The sequence below is a fragment of the Arthrobacter sp. YC-RL1 genome (assembly GCF_001454985.1).
In the GTDB taxonomy this organism is placed as follows: Bacteria; Actinomycetota; Actinomycetes; order Actinomycetales; family Micrococcaceae; genus Glutamicibacter; species Glutamicibacter soli.
Window position 1 is genome coordinate 2,358,171 of sequence record NZ_CP013297.1, and the last position, 21,807, is coordinate 2,379,977.

Below are 21,807 nucleotides of genomic sequence, written 5' to 3' on the forward strand. Positions count from 1 at the left end.
GTGCCGCTTCGGGCCGCGTCTTACACTCTACGAATTTTCAGCGGCAGCCGATGGGGCCTTACGCTCGGCTTTGGTGTAGAAGCGATCCTTGAGTTTAAGACATGGTTTTTCCATCCATGCATAGGAAGCGGCCGGAACAGCTAGGCAGAGTACCGCCTTGGCTGCCAACGCTCCTGGTGAGGATCCGAGAAAAGCCAACGCGCCAATAAGAGGTAAGTTCCACAAGTAAATCCCATAGGAACGTTGCCCCACCCAAACTATGGGTTTACTACTTAAGAATCGATGTACAACACCGCGAGTTCGTTGTGCGGCCCAAACAACAATGACCAATCCCAATAGCGGAATTAGAATGATTCCACCTCTTGAGTAGACATTGACAGGAATCCGGCCGTCCACGAAGGCAAAACCGACAAGCACCACGGCGCTCCCCAGAGCCACAACGGATGGAATCTTAACTTGCATTCGATTAAGAAGAAGGGCTGCTGCACACCCAACGAGGAGTTGCCCGGCACGAGTATCCGGCGCGTAATACAGCCGATCTTGACTCCAACCGGCCGTCAAGAACATGATGACCGGATAGACGAGCACAAGGCCAAGCATGGTGAAAGCGACCCAGCGCCATTGCTTGGGCAACTTGAATCCAAGAACCAGCAAGATCGGCCATACAAGATAGAAATGTTCTTCGACGCTGAGTGACCAAGTGGGAAGCATCGAGCCAAGATCGGCCGCGTGGTTGGCGGCGATCCATGAAGACGAATAAGTGATTGCGGCAGCCGTCCCGACAAGCGATTCATGAGCTTGAGGAATTCCGGGCACCAACCAATAGATCAGCGCCCAGACTGATGCAACTAAGAAGAGTGCTGGGAACAATCGCAGAGCACGACGAAGATAGAAGTTCTTGAAACTAAACGCTCCCGAACGCATGATTTCGGCGCTGATGATCTGAGTAATCAAAAATCCGCTGAGCACGAAAAATACATCAACGCCTATATAGCCGCCTGGTAACAAGGTCGTGCGCGCGTGAAATACAACGACAGCCAAGACGGCTAATGCCCGTAGACCGTCAAGCTGAGGCAAGTACTTCATTTTTAGAGGCGCTGCAGATTCGCTAGCATCTTTTTCCACAGCTGCCTCGACCTCCAGATTCCGGCAATTCTGATTCATCTGATCAATATGGATAGAACCTTGCATTTGACCACTTGAGACACTGTCAGGCGTCATCATCTTCTTTTTTGGAAGCCACACAAAATTCCTCATCAAAACCCTAAGCGATATTTTTGGGGTCGAATCAGCAACTTCGCGATTCGATTTAAAGACAATTCTTGCACCACACTATCGACCGCTACTTGAACACACAATCAATCTTCCATAAATTACAAAAAATGAATCGCTTAGAATGCCCGCAAATGAGCAGATATGGACCTGTGGAGTCTCGGCCAATTATTCACAAAATTAAAGATGGATCAATTCGCGAGACTGAGGTGAACTATAACACTTTCTTGTACTCTAAAAATACTCAGACAAGCGCGATTTCGTCCTCTATTTACACCGGTAATAGAGGAGCTTCTTTCCCCGACTATTATAAGAAACTATCCATAGCCGTATCAAAAATTTGGCTCCTCCGACTTCGCTTGGTCAATCAGCTGAGACGCAACTTTGATTTTCTTAATGCTCAGGTCACAACAACTTGAGAAATCATCCCCGAATTCATTTTCATATCCAGCTGCAAATCAACCTTCCATTCCTCAGATCCGGACCATTCCGATGGCGCCAAACCTCATCGGCCTACACCCTGCGGTTCGCTTTAACTCGCGACTAGTGGAAGGCCGATGGTGGTCCAACTCATTCCCAGTCGACGAGAACACACACGCGGCTTCGGCCTTGCCCCAGCTCGGATACGTTGCGCAGGCTCACTCGCTTAAGTCCTACTCAAACTCAACTTTTCGTCGTCTTTGACGGATAACGAGGGGCCACCAGCCCAAGGGCCTGGCTGACGAGTTTGCCGCACGTTGCTTGGGAGGCCATACACGCAATGTCGACATTTCGATGATGCGAAAGAAGCGACCCTTGATTAGAAGTTCTAGTTTTGGATTCGCGAATGTTATGGCTGTGCATCCGTGCCGCCTTTTGATGAGCATCAGACACAGGCATCCAGAAAATTGGAGATTCATTTATAAAGAAGGGCCGAATGTTGTTACTGCGCTCCACCCGTATATCTGAAAATGGCGCCAGGCGATTCCGCGTCGCTCCGTGCCCAGAGTTCTCACGGGTTTAGCTTCCGATTTCGCGTTGCCGATCAGTCACTTGAAATTCTAAGTAATTGAACCATAACCATTGGGAAGCACACTTGCAACCACTTGAAAAACACTGCAATCATCCTGTCGAAGTTCTCGAATAGCACCGGAAGCAACCACGTTGCCTTGCCTGGCCACATTCGAAAAACTAATCTCGACCTTGTCAACGGTCAGCCAGCTGAGCGAACCGTTCTGACCGCTCCTATCTATTTGGAGCGTCATTTCTTGGGGGAAAAATGACTCATATTGAACGCAGCGCCGATGTTTCCGAGCTGTCGGAAATCGGTGAAAATACTAATGTCTGGCATCTGGCGCAGGTCCGAGAAGGTGCGGTTGTAGGACAGGGCTGCAACATTGGACGCGGCGCATACATTGGTCCAGGTGTGACCGTAGGCGACAACTGCAAAATCCAGAACTATGCCTTGGTCTATGAACCCGCACAGTTGGCCGATGGAGTCTTCATCGGCCCGGCTGTGACGCTCACCAACGACTTGAATCCGCGGGCCGTCAATCCCGACGGCACCGCCAAGTCGCATGATGACTGGGACGCAGTAGCGGTAGTAGTGGAAACAGGAGCAGCAATTGGCGCCCGAGCCGTTTGTGTGGCGCCGGTAAGAATTGGGGCATGGTCCACTATCGCGGCCGGAGCCGTGGTCGTAAAAGATGTTCCCGCACATGCACTGGTTGCCGGAGTGCCAGCTAAGCAAATCGGCTGGGTCGGCAAAGCCGGCTACAAGCTCGTGGAAACCTCACCCGGGCTCTGGGTCTGTCCTAAAACAGACGAGTCCTATCGACTAGCAGGCGGCGTCCTGGCAGAGTGCCCAGAGGACGATTCTGCGAACCTACAGCAACCAATTCAAAATCGCTCGCATCACCTTGAGGTGTCCAATGAATCACCTGCATCCACGCATTAAATTGTCGGGCATCGTCGTTGACCTCATGGATCAAAGCGAAGCCGTTCAACATATCATTAACCATGCTTCAGACCCGCAAGACAGCGCTCTTTCTGTGGTTTCAGCCAACCTGGACCATATCGTGCAATTCGGGCATGGCAGCCGCTGGGATGGCAGTATCGGCCATTCACTAAATCCGACATTCCCACTGCGGGATACAGACACCCTGCAAGATCCGAAGGCAATGTCTTGGTTGACCCTGCTTGATGGTGCTCCTTTGGTTAAGCGATCACGCCAGCTCACGGGACGACAGTGGCCCCGTCTGGCGGGCAGCGATCTCATCGGCCCGATTCTTGACGAAGCAGAATCCAAGAAGTTGTCAGTAGGGTTCTTGGGAGGCTCGCCGCACGTACAGCAGCAGCTTGCGCATCAGCTGGCAGAACAGCGACCCGATCTAGAGGTCACAGGATTCTGGGCGCCGGATCGCAAAGACCTTCAAGACCACGAATACAGCGTTTCGCTCGCGACGCAGATCAAGGATTCGAAGACCGATATTCTCGTCGTTGGACTAGGCAAGCCTCGACAGGAACTTTGGATGGCTTCCTACGGATCATCAACCGGGGCCAAGGTGCTCCTAGCCTTTGGCGCAGTCGTTGATTTTCTTGCTGGCGCCGTCAAGCGAGCTCCATCTTGGGTTGCTCTGAACGGTATGGAATGGGCTTGGCGCCTTGCCTTGGAACCAAAGCGGCTCTCGCAGCGCTACCTCTTGCACAACCCTCTTGGACTTGCCATGATCAGACAGGATGGAAGCATGTTGGCAGCTTCAGGGCCGGTTCCAATGCCCACAAACTATGCAGTCGCGCCTGTGCGTGGACTCAAAGCGTTCGGCCGCTTTGTCGGACCCGACGCGCATGCGGATGTCACCGTCTTAGCTGTTACTTATAACAATGCAGATTCCGTGGAAGCACTGATAGCAAGCCTGCGCGAGCAGGCGCTGACGTTGGATCTGCGTGTCATCGTCGCAGACAACGGCTCCACAGATGAAACCGTTGCGATGCTGGGCACTTATCCAGATGTGATCTGCGTGCCGACCGGTGCCAATCTGGGCTACGCTGGCGGGATCAATCATATCCGGGGGCTTTCCGGAGATTGCGACGCCGTACTGGTCCTCAACCCGGATCTGACCGTAAATCCGGGGGCGATTTCCGCCATGCTTCGAAGGATGCAGCTGTCGGGTGCAGGCATCGTCGTTCCGCGCTTACTTCAACCAAACGGCGAAACATACGTTTCACTGCGCAGGGAACCTACGATCACGCGCGCAGTGGGTGACGCGTTCTTTGGTGAGCGTTTTTCGCAGCGCCCAGGCTGGGCCTCGGAAATCGATTTTGATCGCGAAAGTTACGAGCATCCACACCGAGTGGAATGGGCAACTGGCGCAGCCGTTATGGTGGAGCGCAGGCTTCATGAACTGCTTGGTGCCTGGGATGAACAGTTTTTCTTATATTCCGAGGAGACTGACTACTTCAGACGTGCCAGAGAAGAGGGCGCGCAATGCTGGTACGAGCCAAAAGCTGTCATGATGCATCAAATGGGTGGATCTGGGTCTTCCACAGCACTGAACGCCCTTATGGCAGTGAACCGAGTGAAGTACGTTCGAAAACATCATTCGGCGCGCTTCGCCCAGCTGTATCTGCAAATTGTCCGTTTACACGAGTTGCTGCGCATTACGCGCCCTGCCCACCGCGGCATCTATCGAATCGTGGCCAACGAACGACTGTGGGATAGTCTTCCTGCAGCAGAGACCGATTCAGTAGAACTGGGTCATTTTCCGTTCGGAAGCATAATTATCCCGGCGCACAACGAGTCTGATGTTATACGTCAGACGCTGATGCCGCTTGCTGAATTGGCGGAGCTCAATTTGGTAAAGGTCGTTGTCGCCTGCAATGGATGCACCGACAACACCGCTCAAATTGCCAGGTCCTTCAAGGGAGTGGAGGTTCTTGAAACTGAAGTACCGTCAAAGGTCTTTGCGCTGAACCTGGCCGAAGAAGCCGCCGGAGACTGCTTTCCTCGGCTTTACCTTGATGCTGACATCGTTATCACTCCGTCGGCTTTACGAACGACCTTTGAACACCTTGGGGCGGAAGCAACACTATCTGCGCGACCTGCGTTCGAATACGATTCGAAGAACGCAAGCCCGCTGGTGCGTTCCTTCTACCGTGCCAGGCGGCGTATTCCCTCCACCAGCACGGCGCTGTGGGGGGCCGGGGCCTATGCCCTGAGCCGCAACGGCCGTTCCCGTTTCGCGGAGTTCCCGAGCTTGACAGCAGATGACCTCTACATCGACGAATTGTTCTCGGCCGAAGAGAAAGCCATCTTGCCTACCATTCCCGTCCGCGTTCAGACACCGCGTAACGTGTCCTCTTTGCTTCGGGTCTTGACTCGGAACTACAGGGGCCAACGCGAGGCAAAGAAAGACAAAGACGTACGAAACGAAAGTTCACGACGCACTCTAAGTGAATTGGTCTCCAGCGTCAGTGGTTTTCAGTCACTAGGCGATGCCTGCACCTATGCGTCCTTGGTTTTGATTGCCCGTCGCCGGGCAAAGGCACTGGAAGCGACGGTAGCGCCCCTCTGGGAACGGGACGATTCAAGCCGCACGCAGGCACAAAGCATCGACAAGCAGGGTACCTGATGACAATTCGCCGACGTATTCACACCAGCGGAATTCTGGCCCTGTCGCTGATTCTCGCCGGGTGCAGCAGTGCACCCGGCGAACAACCTGTGAAGTTGAATGCGGAGCCGAATAAACAAGTCAAAGAAAAGGTGTTCGAATCAACGGGTGTTCCTACACCTGAGGAATCGACAGTGCTCAAGACGGTACCTGTCGACGGTGCGAAATCATCAACCGAAAAATTCAAGCACCCGTTGCCCACCTCTGATGGATTCTTTCCCTTGGGTGTATGGTTCGCCACCGCTGTGGAGCCCGCAGATATTCAACGGGATAAGGAGATGGGGCTGAATACCTATGTCGAGTTGACCGGGGGCTCAGATGTCGACGCTATTCGAAGCGCAGGCATGATCGCATTCACCAGCTCAACAGTTCCTGAAGCCAATGGGTTCGTTCTCCCCGACGAAGTGGATATGTGGGGACGCGGCGGAGATGCCAAATGGACCGGCAATTCTCCAGGTGAGGGAACTATTTGTGACCCCGCCGAGCAGGCCTGCGGATTTACAATTTTGGAGGAACTCGGCAAGAAAAAATCTCCTGGGCAGATTGACTACGTCAATTACGGCAAGGGTGTCACTTTCTGGGAATCTGCGGAAACGGCTACGCGATTCGTCAGCGACTTCGGCGACATCGTCTCGGCCGACAATTACTGGTTCACGGATACGAACATCTGCGGCGCATCGGAAGGCGGGACGTTGCTTCCAGAGCAACGGGATCTAAGCACCGAAGAATGCAGAAAGGCTTCAAACTACGGTTGGACCATCGATCGACTACGCGATTTGGTCAGGCCTCAAGGGTCGAAGCCCGTGTGGGCCTTCGTCGAAGTAGGTCATCCTGCGGGTGAAGAACAAAGTCCAACTATCAAGCCAGAACAGATCGAGGCAGCCGTATGGAGCAGCATTGTTCATGGCGCCAGAGGAGTCGTCTACTTCAACCATAGTTTTGGAGGGAGCTGCGCCTCTCACAATGTTCTGCGGGACTGCGGCGACGAGCCGAAAGCGACTGTGACTGCACTCAACCAGCGAATTTCAGAACTGGCGCCAGTTCTAAACGCCCCAACGGTGGAATCAGGAGTCTCGGTGACAGGAAATGTCGATGCTCTGGTCAAGTTGAAAGGCAAGAAACTATACATCCTGTTGACGGCGACATCATCTGGTAATCAAGAATATGAGGTGCACGTCCCATGTATCGACGAAGGAACTGCGGTAAAGAGCTTCGCCAAGAAACAAGTTCCAATCTCAGGTGGCAAATTTGCCGATGTCCTGACATCGCATGACCAGCTGGCAGTATTTAGCATTGACGCATCAACCTGCAAGACCACGTCCGGATAGGCAGGCAAGCGTCGATGCACGAAAGGTACACGAGATTCTCGGGTAATGCAGTCGTTTCTGCAAATAACCGCTTCCGGCTTTGCCGGATCAAGGATATCGTGTACTTATAGGGGGAAAAATTGGGGAAAATATGTTGTATAAACGAGTGTTCAAACGCAGTTTTGGGGACTGCGGAGCAATGTCCAGTCATGTATCGGCAGCATGTCTTGTACATAGCTGCTGCCAGACATGACTAAGCCGGGGATCCGTCCGGAATCGAAAGACTCGCACAACACAGTAGCAATATCTAAAGTCCATATGGCCGAAAAACTGATACGTGGCAGTATCACGCAAACTTCGGATGATGGCCGTGGATACTACTTATTGAAGATCGCATTGTTCTCGATCTTCGCCATTCCGTCAAGCATGGTGTTGGAACCAATTGGTGCGTCTGGATCAGTCCCGATGTTGCTCGCGTTGTCGTTGTTTGCAGTCTGGTTCGCTTCAAGTATTTTCGGACTCCATAACCCACTGGAAGATAAACATCCAGGGCGTTTCGCTTTGGGAGCGCTGGTGATAGCAACGTGCCTATCCTATGTTGCGATGTTTTCCGGTTGGACAGGCGGTAGCAATATCACCACGCGGGCAGCCGCTGATCGCTGGTTGCTCCTAATCGCAGCAAGCGCTGGATTGATGCTGACAGTTACCCATGCTGCGCGTTCCGTTGACGGAATTTTGCGAATCGTACGCCCGTTCATAGCTGGCGCTGTAGTCTGCTCAGTCATTGCGGCCATTCAGTTTACGTTGCGAATCAATCCAGTGGAATGGATCCAGCAGGCTATGCCCGGATTCACCTACAACGGTGGGGATACCACTTTTCAGGTTCGCGGAACTTTTCTTCGTGTTGCCGGCACCACTTTTACATCAATTGAGCTGGCAGTTGTCTCTGCGATGGTGCTTCCTCTTGCAATCTGGCGGGCGTTATACGATCCCAAAGGTAGCAAAATGCTTCACTGGCTAGGTTGCGCACTGCTGACGTTCTCGATGGTGGCAACTGTCTCCCGATCGAGCATTCTCGGCCTAGTAGTCTCCCTTCTCATCTTCTTTCCTTTCCTGCCGGCACTTGCCCGAAAATGGGCAACCTTAATTATTCCTGTGGTTGGAGCGCTCGTATTTCTCACGATACCGGGAATGGTGACCACACTGACAGGATCTCTATTCTCTGGAACATCTGACCCTTCCATCAGCACACGAACCGATAATTATCCTCGTGTTGCTCGGATGATCGACGCAAATCCTGTATTGGGGTTAGGCCCTGGCAACTACATACCGGACTTCGCCATCTACTTCCTTGACAATCAGTATTTGAGTGCCGCAGTGACGTTGGGCTTAGTCGGGATGGTAGCCACAATCATGTACTTCGCTGTGCCGGCAGTCTCCACGGCTGTTGCCGCCTGTTCGCTGAAAGACCCAGCGCTCAAATGCTTTGCCGGTGCCGTAACTGCGGGAATTTCAGTGGGCGCTGCGTGTTCGCTAACCTTTGACTCCCTCTCATTTCCAGTTTTCGCCTTGGCATTCCCGGTCTTGTCGGGACTTGGTGGAGTTGCTTGGAATTTGGCCCGCGGAAGACCGTCGCACAAACACAAACTCAGTGGTGCAACAACTTCTACTAAAAAACACAATCGCAGAAAGGTGGGTACCTAATCATGGATCCGCTAGCCGTCCTTAAGACACTTTGGACTTACAAGTTTTGGGTACTGCCTGTACTCATAATTACCATCGCCTCGGGCGTCTATGTCTACCAATTCGGCCCTCGGTCCTACGAATCGAGCATGAGCGTTGCGGTAGTAAATCCAACATTGCCTAGCGAGCGAGAGTTGGAAAAGAATCCAGCCCTGGCGAAATTGAACAAGGACAATCCATACTTGCGTTCATCGGATCCGTCTTTGATCACCGATGTCATGGTTACCCAGCTGAAATCAGCCAGCACGGCGGCTGAAATTGAAGGTGCCGGCCTTGGACCGGAGTATGCGGTGGGCCAGGGCGTGAATAGCAACGGGTTCGTCATCGATATTTCTGGCGTGGCCAGTACCCCGGAGAATGCTGTCGCAACTGCGGTGGCGCTAGGTAAACATCTAGAAAAGAATTTGTACGATGCCCAGAAGATCAACGGGGCTGATGACATGTATCTCTTTACGTCGCTGACTGTGGTCGCTCCAGAGAAACCTACCGAACAGTTTTCAAGCAGGCTACGTTCGGTCATCGTAGTGTTCATCGGCGGCGCCGTTCTCATGCTGACAAGCGTCTCGCTGGGTGTGGCGGTCAAGAAGGCTCGGCTTAGAAAACAGGCTCGCAAGTCCTCTTCTAAGCACAACGGTTCGGACGCGAATGCTGCAGATGCAACTGATGATGCCTCCTCGCACGCGGCTGCTGAACAACCAGATACATCGCAGGAAAACAAGACGGTCGCCCAAGGGCCAGTTCTGGTTCCTGTTGAACGCACACGCAGGATTAGTTCAAGATAGCCAAAAAACCTGCCGGAAATACCCTGAGGTATTTCCGGCAGGTTTTCGTTTCGGAACCTAACCGTGGAACTCTGTGAAAGCCTGACGTCGAACTTCCGAAGGCGTGTTGGACCTAGCCGAAATCATGACTGCAAGATGCTCGCCTCGCACGCCACTTAGGAATTCCTTCATCCCGTCCTGGTCCAACGGTACTTCGTCCCAATAATTGTGAACCTGGCTAGCATCCGTAGTCAGTAGTGGTTCTGCCTGATCATGGAAGTGTTCTGCGTATACGCCATAGAGCATCATTTCTGAGAAGTGCAGGTTGCGCCCGATTGCGGTGGCCCAATGCTCGCCCGTGGTAATTTCTATGTGTTCCAGCAAATTGGAGACCATTGTTGGCTCCCACAAGCAAGGACACGTTATGTAGTCGGGAAGAGGGCAGGGCCCAGGGTCTTCGAGGCCCAAAAGTCGATGAGAGACTTGATGCCAGATAACGTGCCTCTGCATGTCTTCGGTCACTCCTCCCCTGCGCCGGAACAAGGGGGCTTCCCCCTCATGCGTGTAGCTGTCTGTCGTGACAGGGTTGATGAAGACAATGTCTGAATCGATCAACAGCGCCAAGTCTGCAGCCAAAGAAGCCACGTAGCCCAGCTTCACCAGTTGTTGCACGATCCATCCTCGTAGAGGAGGGAACGGACGAGCCAAATTGATCCAAAGGTTCGCACCGGGAATCCTGAAAATATTCTTGGGAAGAAGGCTATCCACCCCGATAATTTTCGTTCGTTCATTGGCCATGTCGGCGAAAAGGTTCAAATCGCGATTGGGCACGAGGATATGGTGTTCGATGTCAGGTGAACAATACTTCATGACAGAAGCATTGAGGTCACGACAAAGTTCCGCATCTGGGCGATAGCTGGGTGTCACAACCACCATGGTTTTTTTGGGTCTGGTTGAATCAGTCATCTTAACCCCTCGCTTTCTACCGGGTCGATAATCGGGATTGACCGAAGAATCGGCCAGCCTTGATAAGAAACTACGGTTCCTTAATTGTCGATACGCTCTTCAACGTGCCTTGAGCTTCTCCGTGTTCCGATGGCGTATTACCAACGGGCGAATGGCCAATCAGTTCGGAGAACTGGCGGGCCCGTTGGCGCCAGCTATGGTTCTTGGCGAAATTGCGCCGTTGTTCTTCCTCGGCCATGTCCCACGAAGCGTCCAAAAGTTCGAGCGTACGCCCGACAAATGAAGCAGTGTCTTCTGCCCCGTAGATTTGGTCGCATTGCAGCCAATCCACAGCTGGTGAAGAGGTAGCCACAACAGGGACTCCGGCGGCCAGATATTCCAGGGTCTTGAGCGGAAAACTCGATCGATTGAATTCGGTATCAGCGTATGGAGTGATACCCACACTGATTCTTGCGAGATACTGCTGGAGCTCGGTAGAAGAAACCGCGCCGACCCATTGGACATTCTCGGATTCCAAAAATCTCGTCAGCTTCGAACCAAAGGCTTTGTCAGTATCGGTGCGCGGTCCAGCCACGAGTATACGAACGCCGCTAAGCTGTAGCTGCTCAAGAATTTCGAGATCCAGTCTCTCGTTCAGTTGCCCAAACAGGCCTATTTCCCGGCGACGGCGCACTTCACCCCGTGGAGATATTTCGGGGCATCCATTGGGAAAGACAATTCCCCTCGTAAATGATGCGGTCTTATTCAGGCTCTCCAGAAGTACCGGGGTAACAGCAGCGACAACATCTGCCGCGCTAAGGTTCCGGGCAACGATTTTTCGCATGTATTGCTGCGAGAATCCAGTCAGGTGTGCGCTGCTTAGCCAGTCATCGGTGACGTAGAAGATTCGTTGTCCAGTGTTCATGGATGGAAACCGGGCTATCGGAAAAGCTACGACTGTTGCAATGGGACTGCGCCCCATCGTCCGCAAGGCAGTCTGAATATTTCGTTGGAGTATCCAACTAGTAATTCTTCGTATTACAGGTCTGGTAATACCAGGCAAAGTGTAGATGGGCAGGCGCCAAACTCGCGGCTGAACTTGCTTGATCTCTTGAGAGGCAATAGCACCCTTTGGGAGTCGCACCGGTGGGTCAACCCAAATTACGTCAAAGTGCTCTGCAAGCTCGTCAACAAGTCGACGATCTGTACCTGGAACGCTGTCCCATGACGTACCTGCAATCCAAAGAATTGTGTCTGGGATAGCCATACTATTCAGCCCCTACGCGGTGTACTTGTGGACGTTCCGTGACGATCGGGGAAGCATTAAAATCATCGTCTTTTATGGTCCTCCCTCGCAGGTTGGACCATCGTCGGCGGAACTCATAATTTGCTAATTTATACAGGCTCGCAAGCCCATGAAGGCGTTCGTTGGCCCGTTGCGGAGAACTATTCAGAGCTGCTTCATAGGCTTCCAGTTGGATCTGCGCTGCACGTTCTAGCGAATAATGCTCCAGCACTGTTTCGAGGGAAAATTGCCCCAGTCGCTCACGTAGGACCGCGTCTGCGATGAGCTGGTCAAGAATCTTTGCCAAACGTTCCGGTCCAGCGTGCAAGCTATCGCCGCGACCGTACCACCCGTGCCATCGGAAATCAGGAAGTGAGCGCGAAGTCAGCAGCTTCCAATACCCATTTTCACCTTGAACTATCAATGGCTTTTCAAACGCCATGGCACGGAGAGCGGAACCACCCATGCCTAAGACGACATCAGCGGCCGCATAGGCTTCTCGGGGATCGTTCAGTGAGCCAGTCATCACTACTCGGTGGGGAGTCGCCCCAAGGCCGGCGCTTTCGATTGCGGCTCGCACCTCGGGCTCGGAAGGTCCGTCGCCGACAATGACCAGCTGCACGGGCTGATTGCTTCCAAGCAATGGCAGGGCCTTGATCGCGGCTAAGATTCCCTCAAGTTTTAGTTCAGGAGCAAGCCGTGAAACGACTGCAACGGTGAAGGCCTGATGCGAAAGGTTCCACCGTTCAAAGAACGCATCGGTGGATCCGACCGCGCCCAAGCTGTTATGGTCCAAGTCCACGGGTGGCTCCTGGACAGTTACGATCGAACGACCGGACTCGCGTTCATGATGGGCAATAGCCTCGGTGCCGACGATCAGTGGAGTAGTTCGTGGAATGAACGGCGCAACCGACATCGACATCACGGTAGAAACGTGCCTCGTTGCTGGACGCAGATGGCTAGCGATTGCGCATTCAAGGCTCGGTGGCCATTCAAATCCGTGAAGTATTTGAATATCGCGTTCGTCAATAATCTGAACCAGGGCCTTAACGATGCTCGGCGTAGGTCGAACTCTTGGACGTGGAGCTTCGATGTATTCGAGACCGAGCTCCGAGATCCGGCCGTTGAGCTGACCCGGGTTGCCAAAGATGACACACTCATGTCCCTGATCCCTCAGCGTCGCGGCGATCTCTACCGCGTTCAGCTGGCTGCCGCCGATACCAAAATCGTGTGGAAAAACAAGAATCCTCATTGAAGCTCCTCTTTGGCAACACTTACTGTTGTTGCATCGCCTACTGGTTCCGCCTCGGTTTTGGCCTGTCCAATACCTCGAACTACAGCCAGATCGGCTCGTCGCACATAAAGCATTGTTGCGGTGCAAATGAACGCCAGCGTCCCACCCGCTGCCAGACCCCAGAATGTCGACGGGATAGACAGCGTGATGTAGTAGGACGCGATTCCCACTCCCAGCCCGATTAGGACTGGCGATAGTGCACGGCGGACAATGGCTGAGATCTTGACCCCAGCCCGCGAAAGCTGGAAGCCGTACATTGGCAGGATTACCAACCAGGAAACCAAAGCGTGCGCAGCGCTCAGGCCGACCAACCCGCGGAGATATCCACCCAGCAGCAAGGCCGGAACCATGATGCAGAGGCTCACGAGCTGCACCGCGAAAACTGTTCCGGTGCGTCCAAGAACTACCAGGTAGTCGTACATCAGTTCATAGGCAAGGCGCACCAGCGCCGAGAAAACCAAGAATGACAGAACCGCAGCTGACGGAAGCCATTGGGAACCGTAGATAAATTCAACAAGGGATCTCGAAGCGCCGGAGACGAATGCGAACAACGGAACAGTACACACCGCAAGCAGCCCCATGAGCGTACTCACGGTACGTCCCAACCCCGCGGGGTTCGCTTGCAGATGCGAGAATGCCGCCGGTGCAACCCGCCGAAGCGGTTGGGAAACGATGCTCATCGGCCAGCTGGACAGATTGAAGGCCAGGACATAGAAGCCCAGCGCCGTTGCGCCCAGAGCAGCGCCAACGGTCAATTGGTCTGCATAACCAACAGCGAAAACGACGATACTCGAGCCTGCAAGGGGAAGACCGAATCGGAGAAGTTGCGGGGCAACTTCTCGATTCCAGCCGAAGCGGTAAGGAAGCGGCGACGCGGCCAGGAACATCACGCCGGAAATCAATGATCCAGCGAGCCGGCCGATCGCAAGCGACATCGCCCCGAATCCCATCAGCGCAAGAACAAGGGAAATGATGGCCCCGACCCATACATTGGTCTGGTCAATAACCATACGCGTGCGTTCTTGGAATCTGCGCTGAAGCAGAGCAGCCGGCGTTGCGACCGCACCGTTGATCAAGACACTGACCAGAAGCAGCTGGATCACCTTTGTAGCTTCGGGATCCCCCATTGCCGTGGCTACCGCCGGTGTCAGGACATAGGCACCGCAGAAAATGATGATGCTCGCGACAACGGATATCGTATTGACCGTGGGAGCGATGTGTTTGGGGTCTTGAGGCCAACGCACGATTGCCAGGCTGACGCCCAGCTCGTTGAAGCTCAAAATGGCCATGAGAACGACCAAGGCTACCGCAAAGGTGCCAAACTCTTCCGGTCCGAGAACACGGGCCAAAACGATCCCGATGCCAAGCGTGGCAAAACGCGCCACAATGGTGTTCAGAAGGCTCCACCCGAAGGCGCTTGATGCTCCGGGACCTCCTCGTCTTTTTTCCAGACGCCGACGGCCTTTGGTCTTCATCGTGATACTGCCGCATTGAGGGCCTGGACCACCCGCTGCTGCTGTTCCTCGGTGATGTGCGGGTACAGCGGCAGCGACAGGATTCGCCCGGCGGCCTGCTCGGCCACGGGGAAGGAGCCTGCGCCGTAGCCCAGGTGCTCGAATGCAGGGGTCAGGTGCACCGGATCCGGGTAGTGGATGCCGGCGCCGATGCCCGCCTCGTTCAGTTCGGCCAGCACCCGGTCGCGTTCCTCGACCTGGACGACGTACAGGTGCCACACGTCCTCGTTGCCCTCGGCCTGCTGCGGCAGGACAACACCCGGAACATCCGCCAGCAGTTCAGAGTAGCGGGCCGCGGCGTCGCGGCGCAGCTGGTTCCAGCCGGCCAGGCGCTCCAGCTTGGCGCTGAGCACCACCGCCTGCACCGCATCCAGCCGGGAATTGCGTCCCACTGCCTCGTGCACGTACTTCACGCGGCTGCCGTGGGCCGAGAGCAGGCGGACCCGCTCGGCGAGCTCGGGGTCGTTGGTGAGCACCGCGCCGGCGTCGCCGGCCGCGCCCAGGTTCTTGCCCGGGTAGAAGCTGGTGCCCGCAACGCGGCCCAGGGTTCCGGCATTGCGCCCGAAGCGGGTGGCGCCCTGCGACTGCGCCGCATCCTCGATGATCACCGCGCCGCAGGCGGCAGCGATGGGCTCAAGTTCCTCCACGAAGGCGGTCTGGCCGTACAGGTGCACCGGGATGATCGCCTTGGTCCGCTCGGTGACGGCTTCGGCCGCAGCCAGCGGGTCGATGAGCAGATGCTGCGGATCAACATCCACTGGCACCACGATGGCTCCTACCAGGCTGACGGCCTCGGCGGTGGCCACGAAGGTGTTGGCCGGGATGATGACCTCGTCCCCGGGGCCCACCCCGGCGGCGCGCAGCGCGAGCTCCAGCGCGTCGGTGCCGTTGCCCACGCCGATGCAGTGCCCCGCCCCGACGAAGCCGGCGTACGCCTGTTCGAAGTCTGCCACGGCCGCGCCGCCGATGAATGCCGTATTCTCAAAGATCCGGGCCAGTCCTTCATTAACCTGGTCCTGGACTTCGCGCTGCTGGGCCTTCAGGTCCACCAGCGGAATGGGTGCGTGGGTCGTCATCGCGTTGTTGCTCATCGAGTGGCCTCTTTCAGGCTTGCATTCAAAAGTGTGTTGTTGGTCGGTTCCGGGTTGCGGCCCGGAATCCGGGAGTCCAGCGGGCGGGCCGGATTTCCGGCCCAGGTCTGCCCCGCCGGCAGGTCGGTGATCAGCGCCGCGGCCATGCCGAGCACGGCGCCGCGTCCGATGCGGAGGTTTTCGCGGACCGTGCTGTTGGTTCCCAGATAGGCTTCAGCGCCCACGTGCACGGTTCCGGCCATGGCCGCGCCGGCGGCGAGCGTGGCGTAGTCCCCCAGCACGTCGTCGTGGGTGAGCACCACCCGCGGCATCAGCACCACATGGCGTCCGATGCGCACGTCGCTGGTGGCCACGGTGCCGGCCAGGATGATGCTGCCGGCGCCCACGGCGACCGTGGAGCCCAGCACCGCGTGGGCGCTGGCATGGGTCGCGTAGCGTTCCTCGGGCAAATCCAGCCGCCGGGCGATGGCCGCCCGCGAGGCGCCCTTCCCTGCGCACAGCAGCAGCTTTTCGCTGCGCCGCACGGCCAGGTCGAGTCCCCCGAGCACCGGCACCCCGTTCACTGAGGTGCCGTGCAGCGCTGCATTGTCATCCAGGATCCCGAGCACCTGGTGGTCGCCTGTCTGCCGGATGGATTCGAGTGTCTCCCGGGCCAGCCCGCTGGCGGCCAGGAGCAGGATTTTGGCCATGCTAGGCTCCGGCGGCGGTCAGCGCGCTGGCGGAGAGCACGCTGGAGATCACGCGGTCCTGTTCCTCTTCCCGAAGGTCGTGGTACAGCGGCAGGATCAGCGTGTTGGCGGTCAGCCGCTCGGTGACCGGCAGCGCAACCGTGTACCCGCTGTGCCCGGCGTAGGCAGGCTGCAGGTGCGAGGCCATGATGCCGCGGCGTGCGGAGATCCCGTCCTCGGCGAGCTTGGCCAGCAGCCCCTCGCGGTCCAGCGGGAACGGGCGGCTCACCTCGATCCAGAATGACTGGTAGTTGGAGGTTCCGTACTCCGGGTCCTGCACGAAGCGCAGCCCCGGCACCCCTGCCAGCTCCTGCTGGTAGCGTGCGGCCAGTTCGCGCCGGCGCACCACCATCTGCTCGAGCTTGGAGAGCTGGACCAGTCCCACGGCCGCCTGCATGTCGGTCATCCGGAAGTTGTAGCCGATCTCCCCGTAGCTTTCCTGCGGGGCCAGTGTGGAGCCGTGGCGGTCCGCCGCGGAGACGTCCATGGCGTGTTCACGCAGGCGCCGGGCGCGCTGCGCCCACTGCTCATTGTTCGTGGTGAGCATGCCGCCCTCGCCGGTGGTGAGCAGCTTGCGCGGGTGGAACGACCACGCCGACACGTCGGCGCCCACGCCCACGGGCGCGCCGCGGTAGGTCGAGCCCGCACCGCAGGCGGCGTCCTCGACCAGCGCCAGCCCGCGCTCGTCGCACAGCCGCCGCAACGGCTCCAGGTCCAGCGGCATGCCGCCCTGGTCCACGGCGATGATGGCGGTGGTCTTCGGTGTCAGTGCGGCTTCGATGGTCTGCGCGCTGACATTTCCCGTGGTTTCCTCGACGTCCGCGAACACCGGGCGCGCGCCCAGGTAGGTCGGGGCGTTCGCGGTGGCGATAAACGAGAATGAGGGGAGAACCACATCATCCCCTGCCTGCACCCCGGCGACTTTCAAGGCCAGGTGCAGCGCGGTGGTGCAGTTCGAGGCCGCTACCGCGTGCCCCACCTGCTGATGTTCGGCAAATGCCTGTTCAAATGCTGCGGTGCGCGGGCCTTGTGCGACCCATCCCGAGGCGATGACCTCTGCTACCGCGTCGGATTCGGCCGTCCCCAGCCATGGCTTCATGACGCTGATGCGATCCATGATTCTTCCCCCAAAAAATCGGTGTTCGCGTGATTATTCACAAATGTAGTGCGTACGCGGTGTTTTGCCTAGTGGCTTGCGGCAACCGGCTTCTTCAGCAGCCGGCCGGCGGCGACTTCCTCACGCAGCGGCTCCCACCAGGTGACCAGCCGGCGCAGTCCCTCTTCCAGGCCCACGGTGGACTCGAAGCCGAGGTCGCGGCGGGCCGCGCTGGTGTCGGCCAGGCGGCGGACCACCGAGTTCACCGAGCGCTCCGGCCCGTACTCGATATGCAGGTCCGAACCCATGACCTTCAGCAGCGTTTCAGCCAGCTCCTTCAAGCTGGTTTCGGTGCCGCTGGCCACGTTGTAGATGCCTTCGCGGATCGGGCTGGCCGCGGCCAGCAGGTTGGCGCGGGCGATGTCCTCGGAGAACACGAAGTCCATGGTCTGCGAGCCGTCGCCGAAGATCAGCGGCGGCAGCCCGTCGGCAATGCGCTCCATCCAGCGCACCAGCACCTCGGTGTAGGCGCCGTGCACGTCCATGCGCGGTCCGTAGACGTTGAAGTAGCGCAGCAGCGTGTAGTCCAGCCCGTACATGGCGTGGAAGCTCTTGAGCAGGCCCTCGTTGAAGGTCTTGGCCGCGCCGTACAGCGTGTCGTTGTTGTACGGGTGGTGGCGTTCGGTGGTCGGGAACTCCTCGGCCATGCCGTAGACCGACGCGCTGGATGCGGCGATGACCTTCGGGATCTTGGCCTCCACCGCCGCCTCGATGACGTTGTAGGTTCCGTTGACCATGACGTCCACGGCCAGGCGCGGCTCCTCGGCGCACTGGGTGATGCGGATGGCCGCCTGGTGGAAGACCACGTCCTTGCCTTCGGTGACCTCGCGGACCAGTTCGCGGTCGGCAATGTCGCCCTCGATGAGGTTCACGCGGCCGCTGGACAGGGCTTCGGTAATGTTGCCGCGGCGTCCGCGGACCAGGTTGTCCAGGATGTCCACCTGTTCGGCGCCGGCGGCCAGCAGCTGGTCGACGATTTCTGAACCGATGGTGCCGGCGCCGCCGGTAACCAGGAATTTCTTGCCTTCAAGGCGTGCCAGTGACTGGGTCATGATGCGTTCTCCATTGCGGAAGTCTCGGTGCTGAACTGCGGTGCGGATCCGTTGGCCAGGCTTGCGCTGGCGTCTTCCAGGACGCGCAGGACGCGCAGTGCGGATGCGCCGTCGGTGGGTGCGGGCTTGTTGCCGCGGATGCTGGCTGCGAACTGCGAGACCATGAGCCCCAGCGGTTCGAATTCGGACAGGGCCGGCGACCAGGTGTCGCCCAGCCGGTAGGAGATCGTGGCTCCCTTGCGGTCCTCGGTGTCGGTGCGGATCATTTCTTGGCGGTCCAGGTCCACGCCGCGGTCGAAGATGCTCAAGCGCTGCTGCGGGTTCAAGTCGTCCCAGATCAGGGTCTTCTTGCTGCCGCCGATCACCATCTGGCGGATCTTGGTCGGCGAGAGCCAGTTGACGTTCACGTGGGCCAGCGCCCCGTTGTCCAGCGGCATGCTCAGGTAGCCGATGCAGGACTTGCCCGCCTGCAGCGGGTCTGCCCCCTGTGCGGTGACCGACAGCGGGCGCAGGCCTCCGGGAAGCACGAAGTCCAGGATGGACAGGTCGTGCGGGGCAAGGTCCCAGAACACGTCGACATCCGGCTGGACCAGTCCGAGGTTAATGCGGGTCGAATCGATGTAGAGGATCTCCCCCAGCTCGCCGTCGGCCAGCAGGTCGCGGATCTTCAGCACCGCCGGCGTGTAGCAGTACGTGTGGTCGGCCATCAGGATGGTTCCGGCGCCGGCCGCCGCCTGCACCATTTCCCGTCCGTGCACGCTGTTGTCCGCCAGCGGCTTTTCCACCACTACGTGTTTCCCCGCGGCGATGGCCTGCATGGCGATGGCGTAGTGGGACCGCGCCGGCGTGGCGATGGCTATGGCATCGATGTCGTGGTTGGCCAAAAGTTCATCCAGCGATCCGGCGACCGCGGGCTCTCCGGTCTTGCGGGCCAGTGCCCGGACGCGTTCCAGGTCCATGTCGCAGATGGCGACAAGTTCCCACTCACTGCTCATTGCAAAGTTTCGCGCCAGGTTAGGTCCCCAGTATCCTGCACCGACCACCGCGACTCGCAGTGCGGGGTTGATGCTTGTATCCGGTGCGATGCTCATTTAGTAGGCTCCATCTGGCTTGATCATGACTTTAAAGGTGCGCCACACGATGCGCAGGTCGCTCAGAACCGTCCAGTTTTCTGCGTAGTACAGGTCCAGGCGGATGCTTTCGGCCCAATCCAGATTGGATCGTCCGCTGACCTGCCACAGCCCGGTGACGCCCGGCTTCAGGTACAGGCGACGGTGGTCGTGTCCCGTGTAGGCTTCGACTTCCTTGAACAGCGGCGGCCGCGGCCCGACGACCGACATCTCGCCGCGCAGGACGTTGATGAACTGGGGTAATTCGTCGAGCGAGTGCTTGCGCAGCAGGCGACCGATGCGGGTCACCCGGGGGTCGTCCTTGAGCTTGAACAGGGGCCCTGCGCCCTCATTCTGGGCTTCGAGCTCCGCCAAGCGCTCCTCGGCGTTTTCCACCATTGACCGGAACTTGAGCATGTGGAACGGAAGTCCGTCCAGGCCTGCGCGTTCCTGCTTGTAGAAGATCTTTCCCGGGCCGTCCAGGCGGATCAGCAAGGCGATGACGAGGAATACCGGGCTCAGGCCCAGCAGAGCCAGCGAGGCGAAAACGATGTCGAATCCGCGCTTGAGCAAGAACCGCCACCCGGTGAACCGGGCCAGCTCGACGTGCAGCAACGGCATTCCGTCGACCGGGCTGGTCCGCACCCGGCGGCTGGCGACGTTGGTGAGCGAGGAGACGACGATCAGCTTGGTGCCGGTCTTCTCCAAGCGCCATCCGAGTTCCTGCAACGCGGAGTTTCCTCCGGTCAGCGGGCCGGCCACCACCACGGAGTCCGCTCCGTAGCGAAGGACCTCATCCTCGATGGCTCCGGTGTCGTAAGACAGCGGAAGCGTCGGATCTGCCATTCGAAGAACCTGCTCGGAGTCTTCGTCCTGTGCGCCGTCGAGCAGCACTCCCACCACGCGGTAGGCAGGGCCGGACTGCTTGGAGATCTGTCGAACCACGTACGGCGCGTCCTTGATCTGTCCGTACACCAGCACGTTGCTCAGCGCGAAGCCGCGCTGGCGCTGCCGCGCCAGCCATTGCCGCCAGCCCCAACGCCCCAGGAGCAGCGCTCCGAGGCCAACCGGCAGGCTCAGCAGGATGAACAACCTGTAGTCCAGGTTTCCAGTGATGAGGGCGATCAGCCCAATGCCGCCGGCCACTGCTGCGGTTGCGTAGACCAGGAATTTGTATTCCTGCATGCCTACGGCAATCCGTCCGGCAGCGCGGGTCTGGAAGAAGACCAGGCTGAGAATCCAGGCCAGTGCTACGACGGCCCCGGTCAGCGCGAAGTGCTGCGACAGCTGCTGGGCTTCAGGATTCAGCTGGCCACCGGCCAGGACGAAAACCTCCGGCAGGATGCTGGCTACGGCGATGATGACAAAATCGGTGACGGCAAGGCGTCGAACGTAGCGACGCCCGTCGACTGCTGCGGTTGATGCTGCTGCCGGCTCTGCCGGGCGGGTTGCACCGAAGAGCTTCGATGATCCAAAGTTATTGCTTTCAAGGCGTCCGCTAATCTGCGACATTACCGTACCCCGCTACCTGCGAAGATTCCGTTGCGCGGGCGCAGGCGCGTGAAAGCCCCCCAAAAAATACACATATCGTGCAATCCCCCAAAAAGATGCAAATTCCCCAGTTGAGAGCCGCTTCCCCTTGCGTAGTCCCGCAGCTCTCGTTGATCCGAGCTTATGACGCAAGGTACTTAGTCGCACGAGTGGAGGAACACTCGAATCCTGTGAAGAAACCTTGAGAAGGTACTCGTCTGATACCTAGGAGATACCTAGAGAACACTTGCGCCGCTAAATACCGTTAAATACAAAACAGGTCCCATACCAGTGATCGGGGGAGATCCGGTATGAGACCTGTTTCGCATAAGGGGCGAACGGTTGCGCTGGGGGGTAATCCTTGCGGATTC

General features: G+C 57.5%; 16 protein-coding genes. 5 read left to right on the forward strand and 11 right to left on the reverse strand.

Features of this window, described 5'->3' with window-relative positions; translation table 11 throughout:
* Positions 1-27 precede the first annotated feature (27 nt).
* Positions 28-1,224, reverse strand: coding sequence for an acyltransferase (locus ATC04_RS18845; RefSeq protein ID WP_200899414.1), 1,197 nt, complete (start codon positions 1,222-1,224; stop codon positions 28-30).
* Positions 1,225-2,530: 1,306 nt separating this feature from the next.
* Here ATC04_RS18845 and ATC04_RS18850 point away from each other — a divergent pair.
* From ATC04_RS18850 to ATC04_RS10950, 5 genes are all read left to right on the forward strand, one after another.
* Positions 2,531-3,208, forward strand: coding sequence for an acyltransferase (locus ATC04_RS18850; protein ID WP_082123865.1), 678 nt, complete (start codon positions 2,531-2,533; stop codon positions 3,206-3,208).
* Positions 3,183-5,882, forward strand: a complete 2,700-nt coding sequence (locus tag ATC04_RS18855) for a WecB/TagA/CpsF family glycosyltransferase (RefSeq protein WP_082123864.1) — start codon at positions 3,183-3,185, stop codon at positions 5,880-5,882. The genes ATC04_RS18850 and ATC04_RS18855 overlap by 26 nt, the downstream gene beginning before the upstream one ends.
* Positions 5,882-7,249: a hypothetical protein gene (locus ATC04_RS10945; protein WP_152666821.1), complete on the forward strand. Its 1,368-nt coding sequence runs from the start codon at positions 5,882-5,884 to the stop codon at positions 7,247-7,249. The genes ATC04_RS18855 and ATC04_RS10945 overlap by 1 nt, the downstream gene beginning before the upstream one ends.
* Before the next feature lie 297 nt (positions 7,250-7,546).
* On the forward strand, positions 7,547-8,932 hold the full coding sequence (locus tag ATC04_RS18860) for an O-antigen ligase family protein (RefSeq protein ID WP_160309075.1): 1,386 nt from the start codon (positions 7,547-7,549) through the stop codon (positions 8,930-8,932).
* A 128-nt stretch (positions 8,933-9,060) separates the two neighbouring features.
* Positions 9,061-9,753: a chain-length determining protein gene (locus ATC04_RS10950; protein ID WP_152666820.1), complete on the forward strand. Its 693-nt coding sequence runs from the start codon at positions 9,061-9,063 to the stop codon at positions 9,751-9,753.
* Between the two features lie 57 nt (positions 9,754-9,810).
* On the opposite strand, the gene ATC04_RS10955 is transcribed toward ATC04_RS10950, so the two are convergent.
* From ATC04_RS10955 to ATC04_RS11000, 10 genes are all read right to left on the reverse strand, one after another.
* Positions 9,811-10,698: a DUF6492 family protein gene (locus ATC04_RS10955; RefSeq protein WP_152666819.1), complete on the reverse strand. Its 888-nt coding sequence runs from the start codon at positions 10,696-10,698 to the stop codon at positions 9,811-9,813.
* Positions 10,699-10,768: 70 nt separating this feature from the next.
* Positions 10,769-11,602: a glycosyltransferase gene (locus tag ATC04_RS18865; RefSeq protein ID WP_160309074.1), complete on the reverse strand. Its 834-nt coding sequence runs from the start codon at positions 11,600-11,602 to the stop codon at positions 10,769-10,771.
* A 343-nt stretch (positions 11,603-11,945) separates the two neighbouring features.
* Positions 11,946-13,214 carry a glycosyltransferase gene (locus ATC04_RS18870; RefSeq protein WP_047118885.1) on the reverse strand — a complete coding sequence of 423 codons (1,269 nt, stop codon included), beginning with the start codon at positions 13,212-13,214 and terminating at the stop codon, positions 11,946-11,948.
* Positions 13,211-14,731 carry a lipopolysaccharide biosynthesis protein gene (locus ATC04_RS10970; RefSeq protein ID WP_231735965.1) on the reverse strand — a complete coding sequence of 507 codons (1,521 nt, stop codon included), beginning with the start codon at positions 14,729-14,731 and terminating at the stop codon, positions 13,211-13,213. Before ATC04_RS10970 ends, ATC04_RS18870 begins: the two co-directional genes overlap by 4 nt.
* Positions 14,728-15,861 (reverse strand): DegT/DnrJ/EryC1/StrS family aminotransferase, encoded by a 1,134-nt coding sequence (locus ATC04_RS10975; RefSeq protein WP_047118884.1) that lies wholly within the window; start codon positions 15,859-15,861, stop codon positions 14,728-14,730. Before ATC04_RS10975 ends, ATC04_RS10970 begins: the two co-directional genes overlap by 4 nt.
* Positions 15,858-16,550 (reverse strand): NeuD/PglB/VioB family sugar acetyltransferase, encoded by a 693-nt coding sequence (locus ATC04_RS10980; RefSeq protein ID WP_047118883.1) that lies wholly within the window; start codon positions 16,548-16,550, stop codon positions 15,858-15,860. The genes ATC04_RS10975 and ATC04_RS10980 overlap by 4 nt, the downstream gene beginning before the upstream one ends.
* A gap of 1 nt (position 16,551) precedes the next feature.
* Positions 16,552-17,706: a DegT/DnrJ/EryC1/StrS family aminotransferase gene (locus ATC04_RS10985; RefSeq protein ID WP_047118882.1), complete on the reverse strand. Its 1,155-nt coding sequence runs from the start codon at positions 17,704-17,706 to the stop codon at positions 16,552-16,554.
* A gap of 68 nt (positions 17,707-17,774) precedes the next feature.
* The gene (locus tag ATC04_RS10990) at positions 17,775-18,785 is read right to left on the reverse strand and encodes an NAD-dependent epimerase/dehydratase family protein (RefSeq protein WP_152666923.1); all 1,011 of its coding nucleotides are present in this window, start codon (positions 18,783-18,785) and stop codon (positions 17,775-17,777) included.
* An 8-nt stretch (positions 18,786-18,793) separates the two neighbouring features.
* A complete protein-coding gene (locus ATC04_RS10995) occupies positions 18,794-19,888 on the reverse strand; it encodes a Gfo/Idh/MocA family oxidoreductase (protein ID WP_047118880.1) in 1,095 nt (364 codons plus the stop codon).
* Complete coding sequence (locus ATC04_RS11000; RefSeq protein ID WP_052772322.1) at positions 19,889-21,418, reverse strand: sugar transferase; 1,530 nt, start codon at positions 21,416-21,418, stop codon at positions 19,889-19,891.
* Between the last annotated feature and the right edge of the window lie 389 nt (positions 21,419-21,807).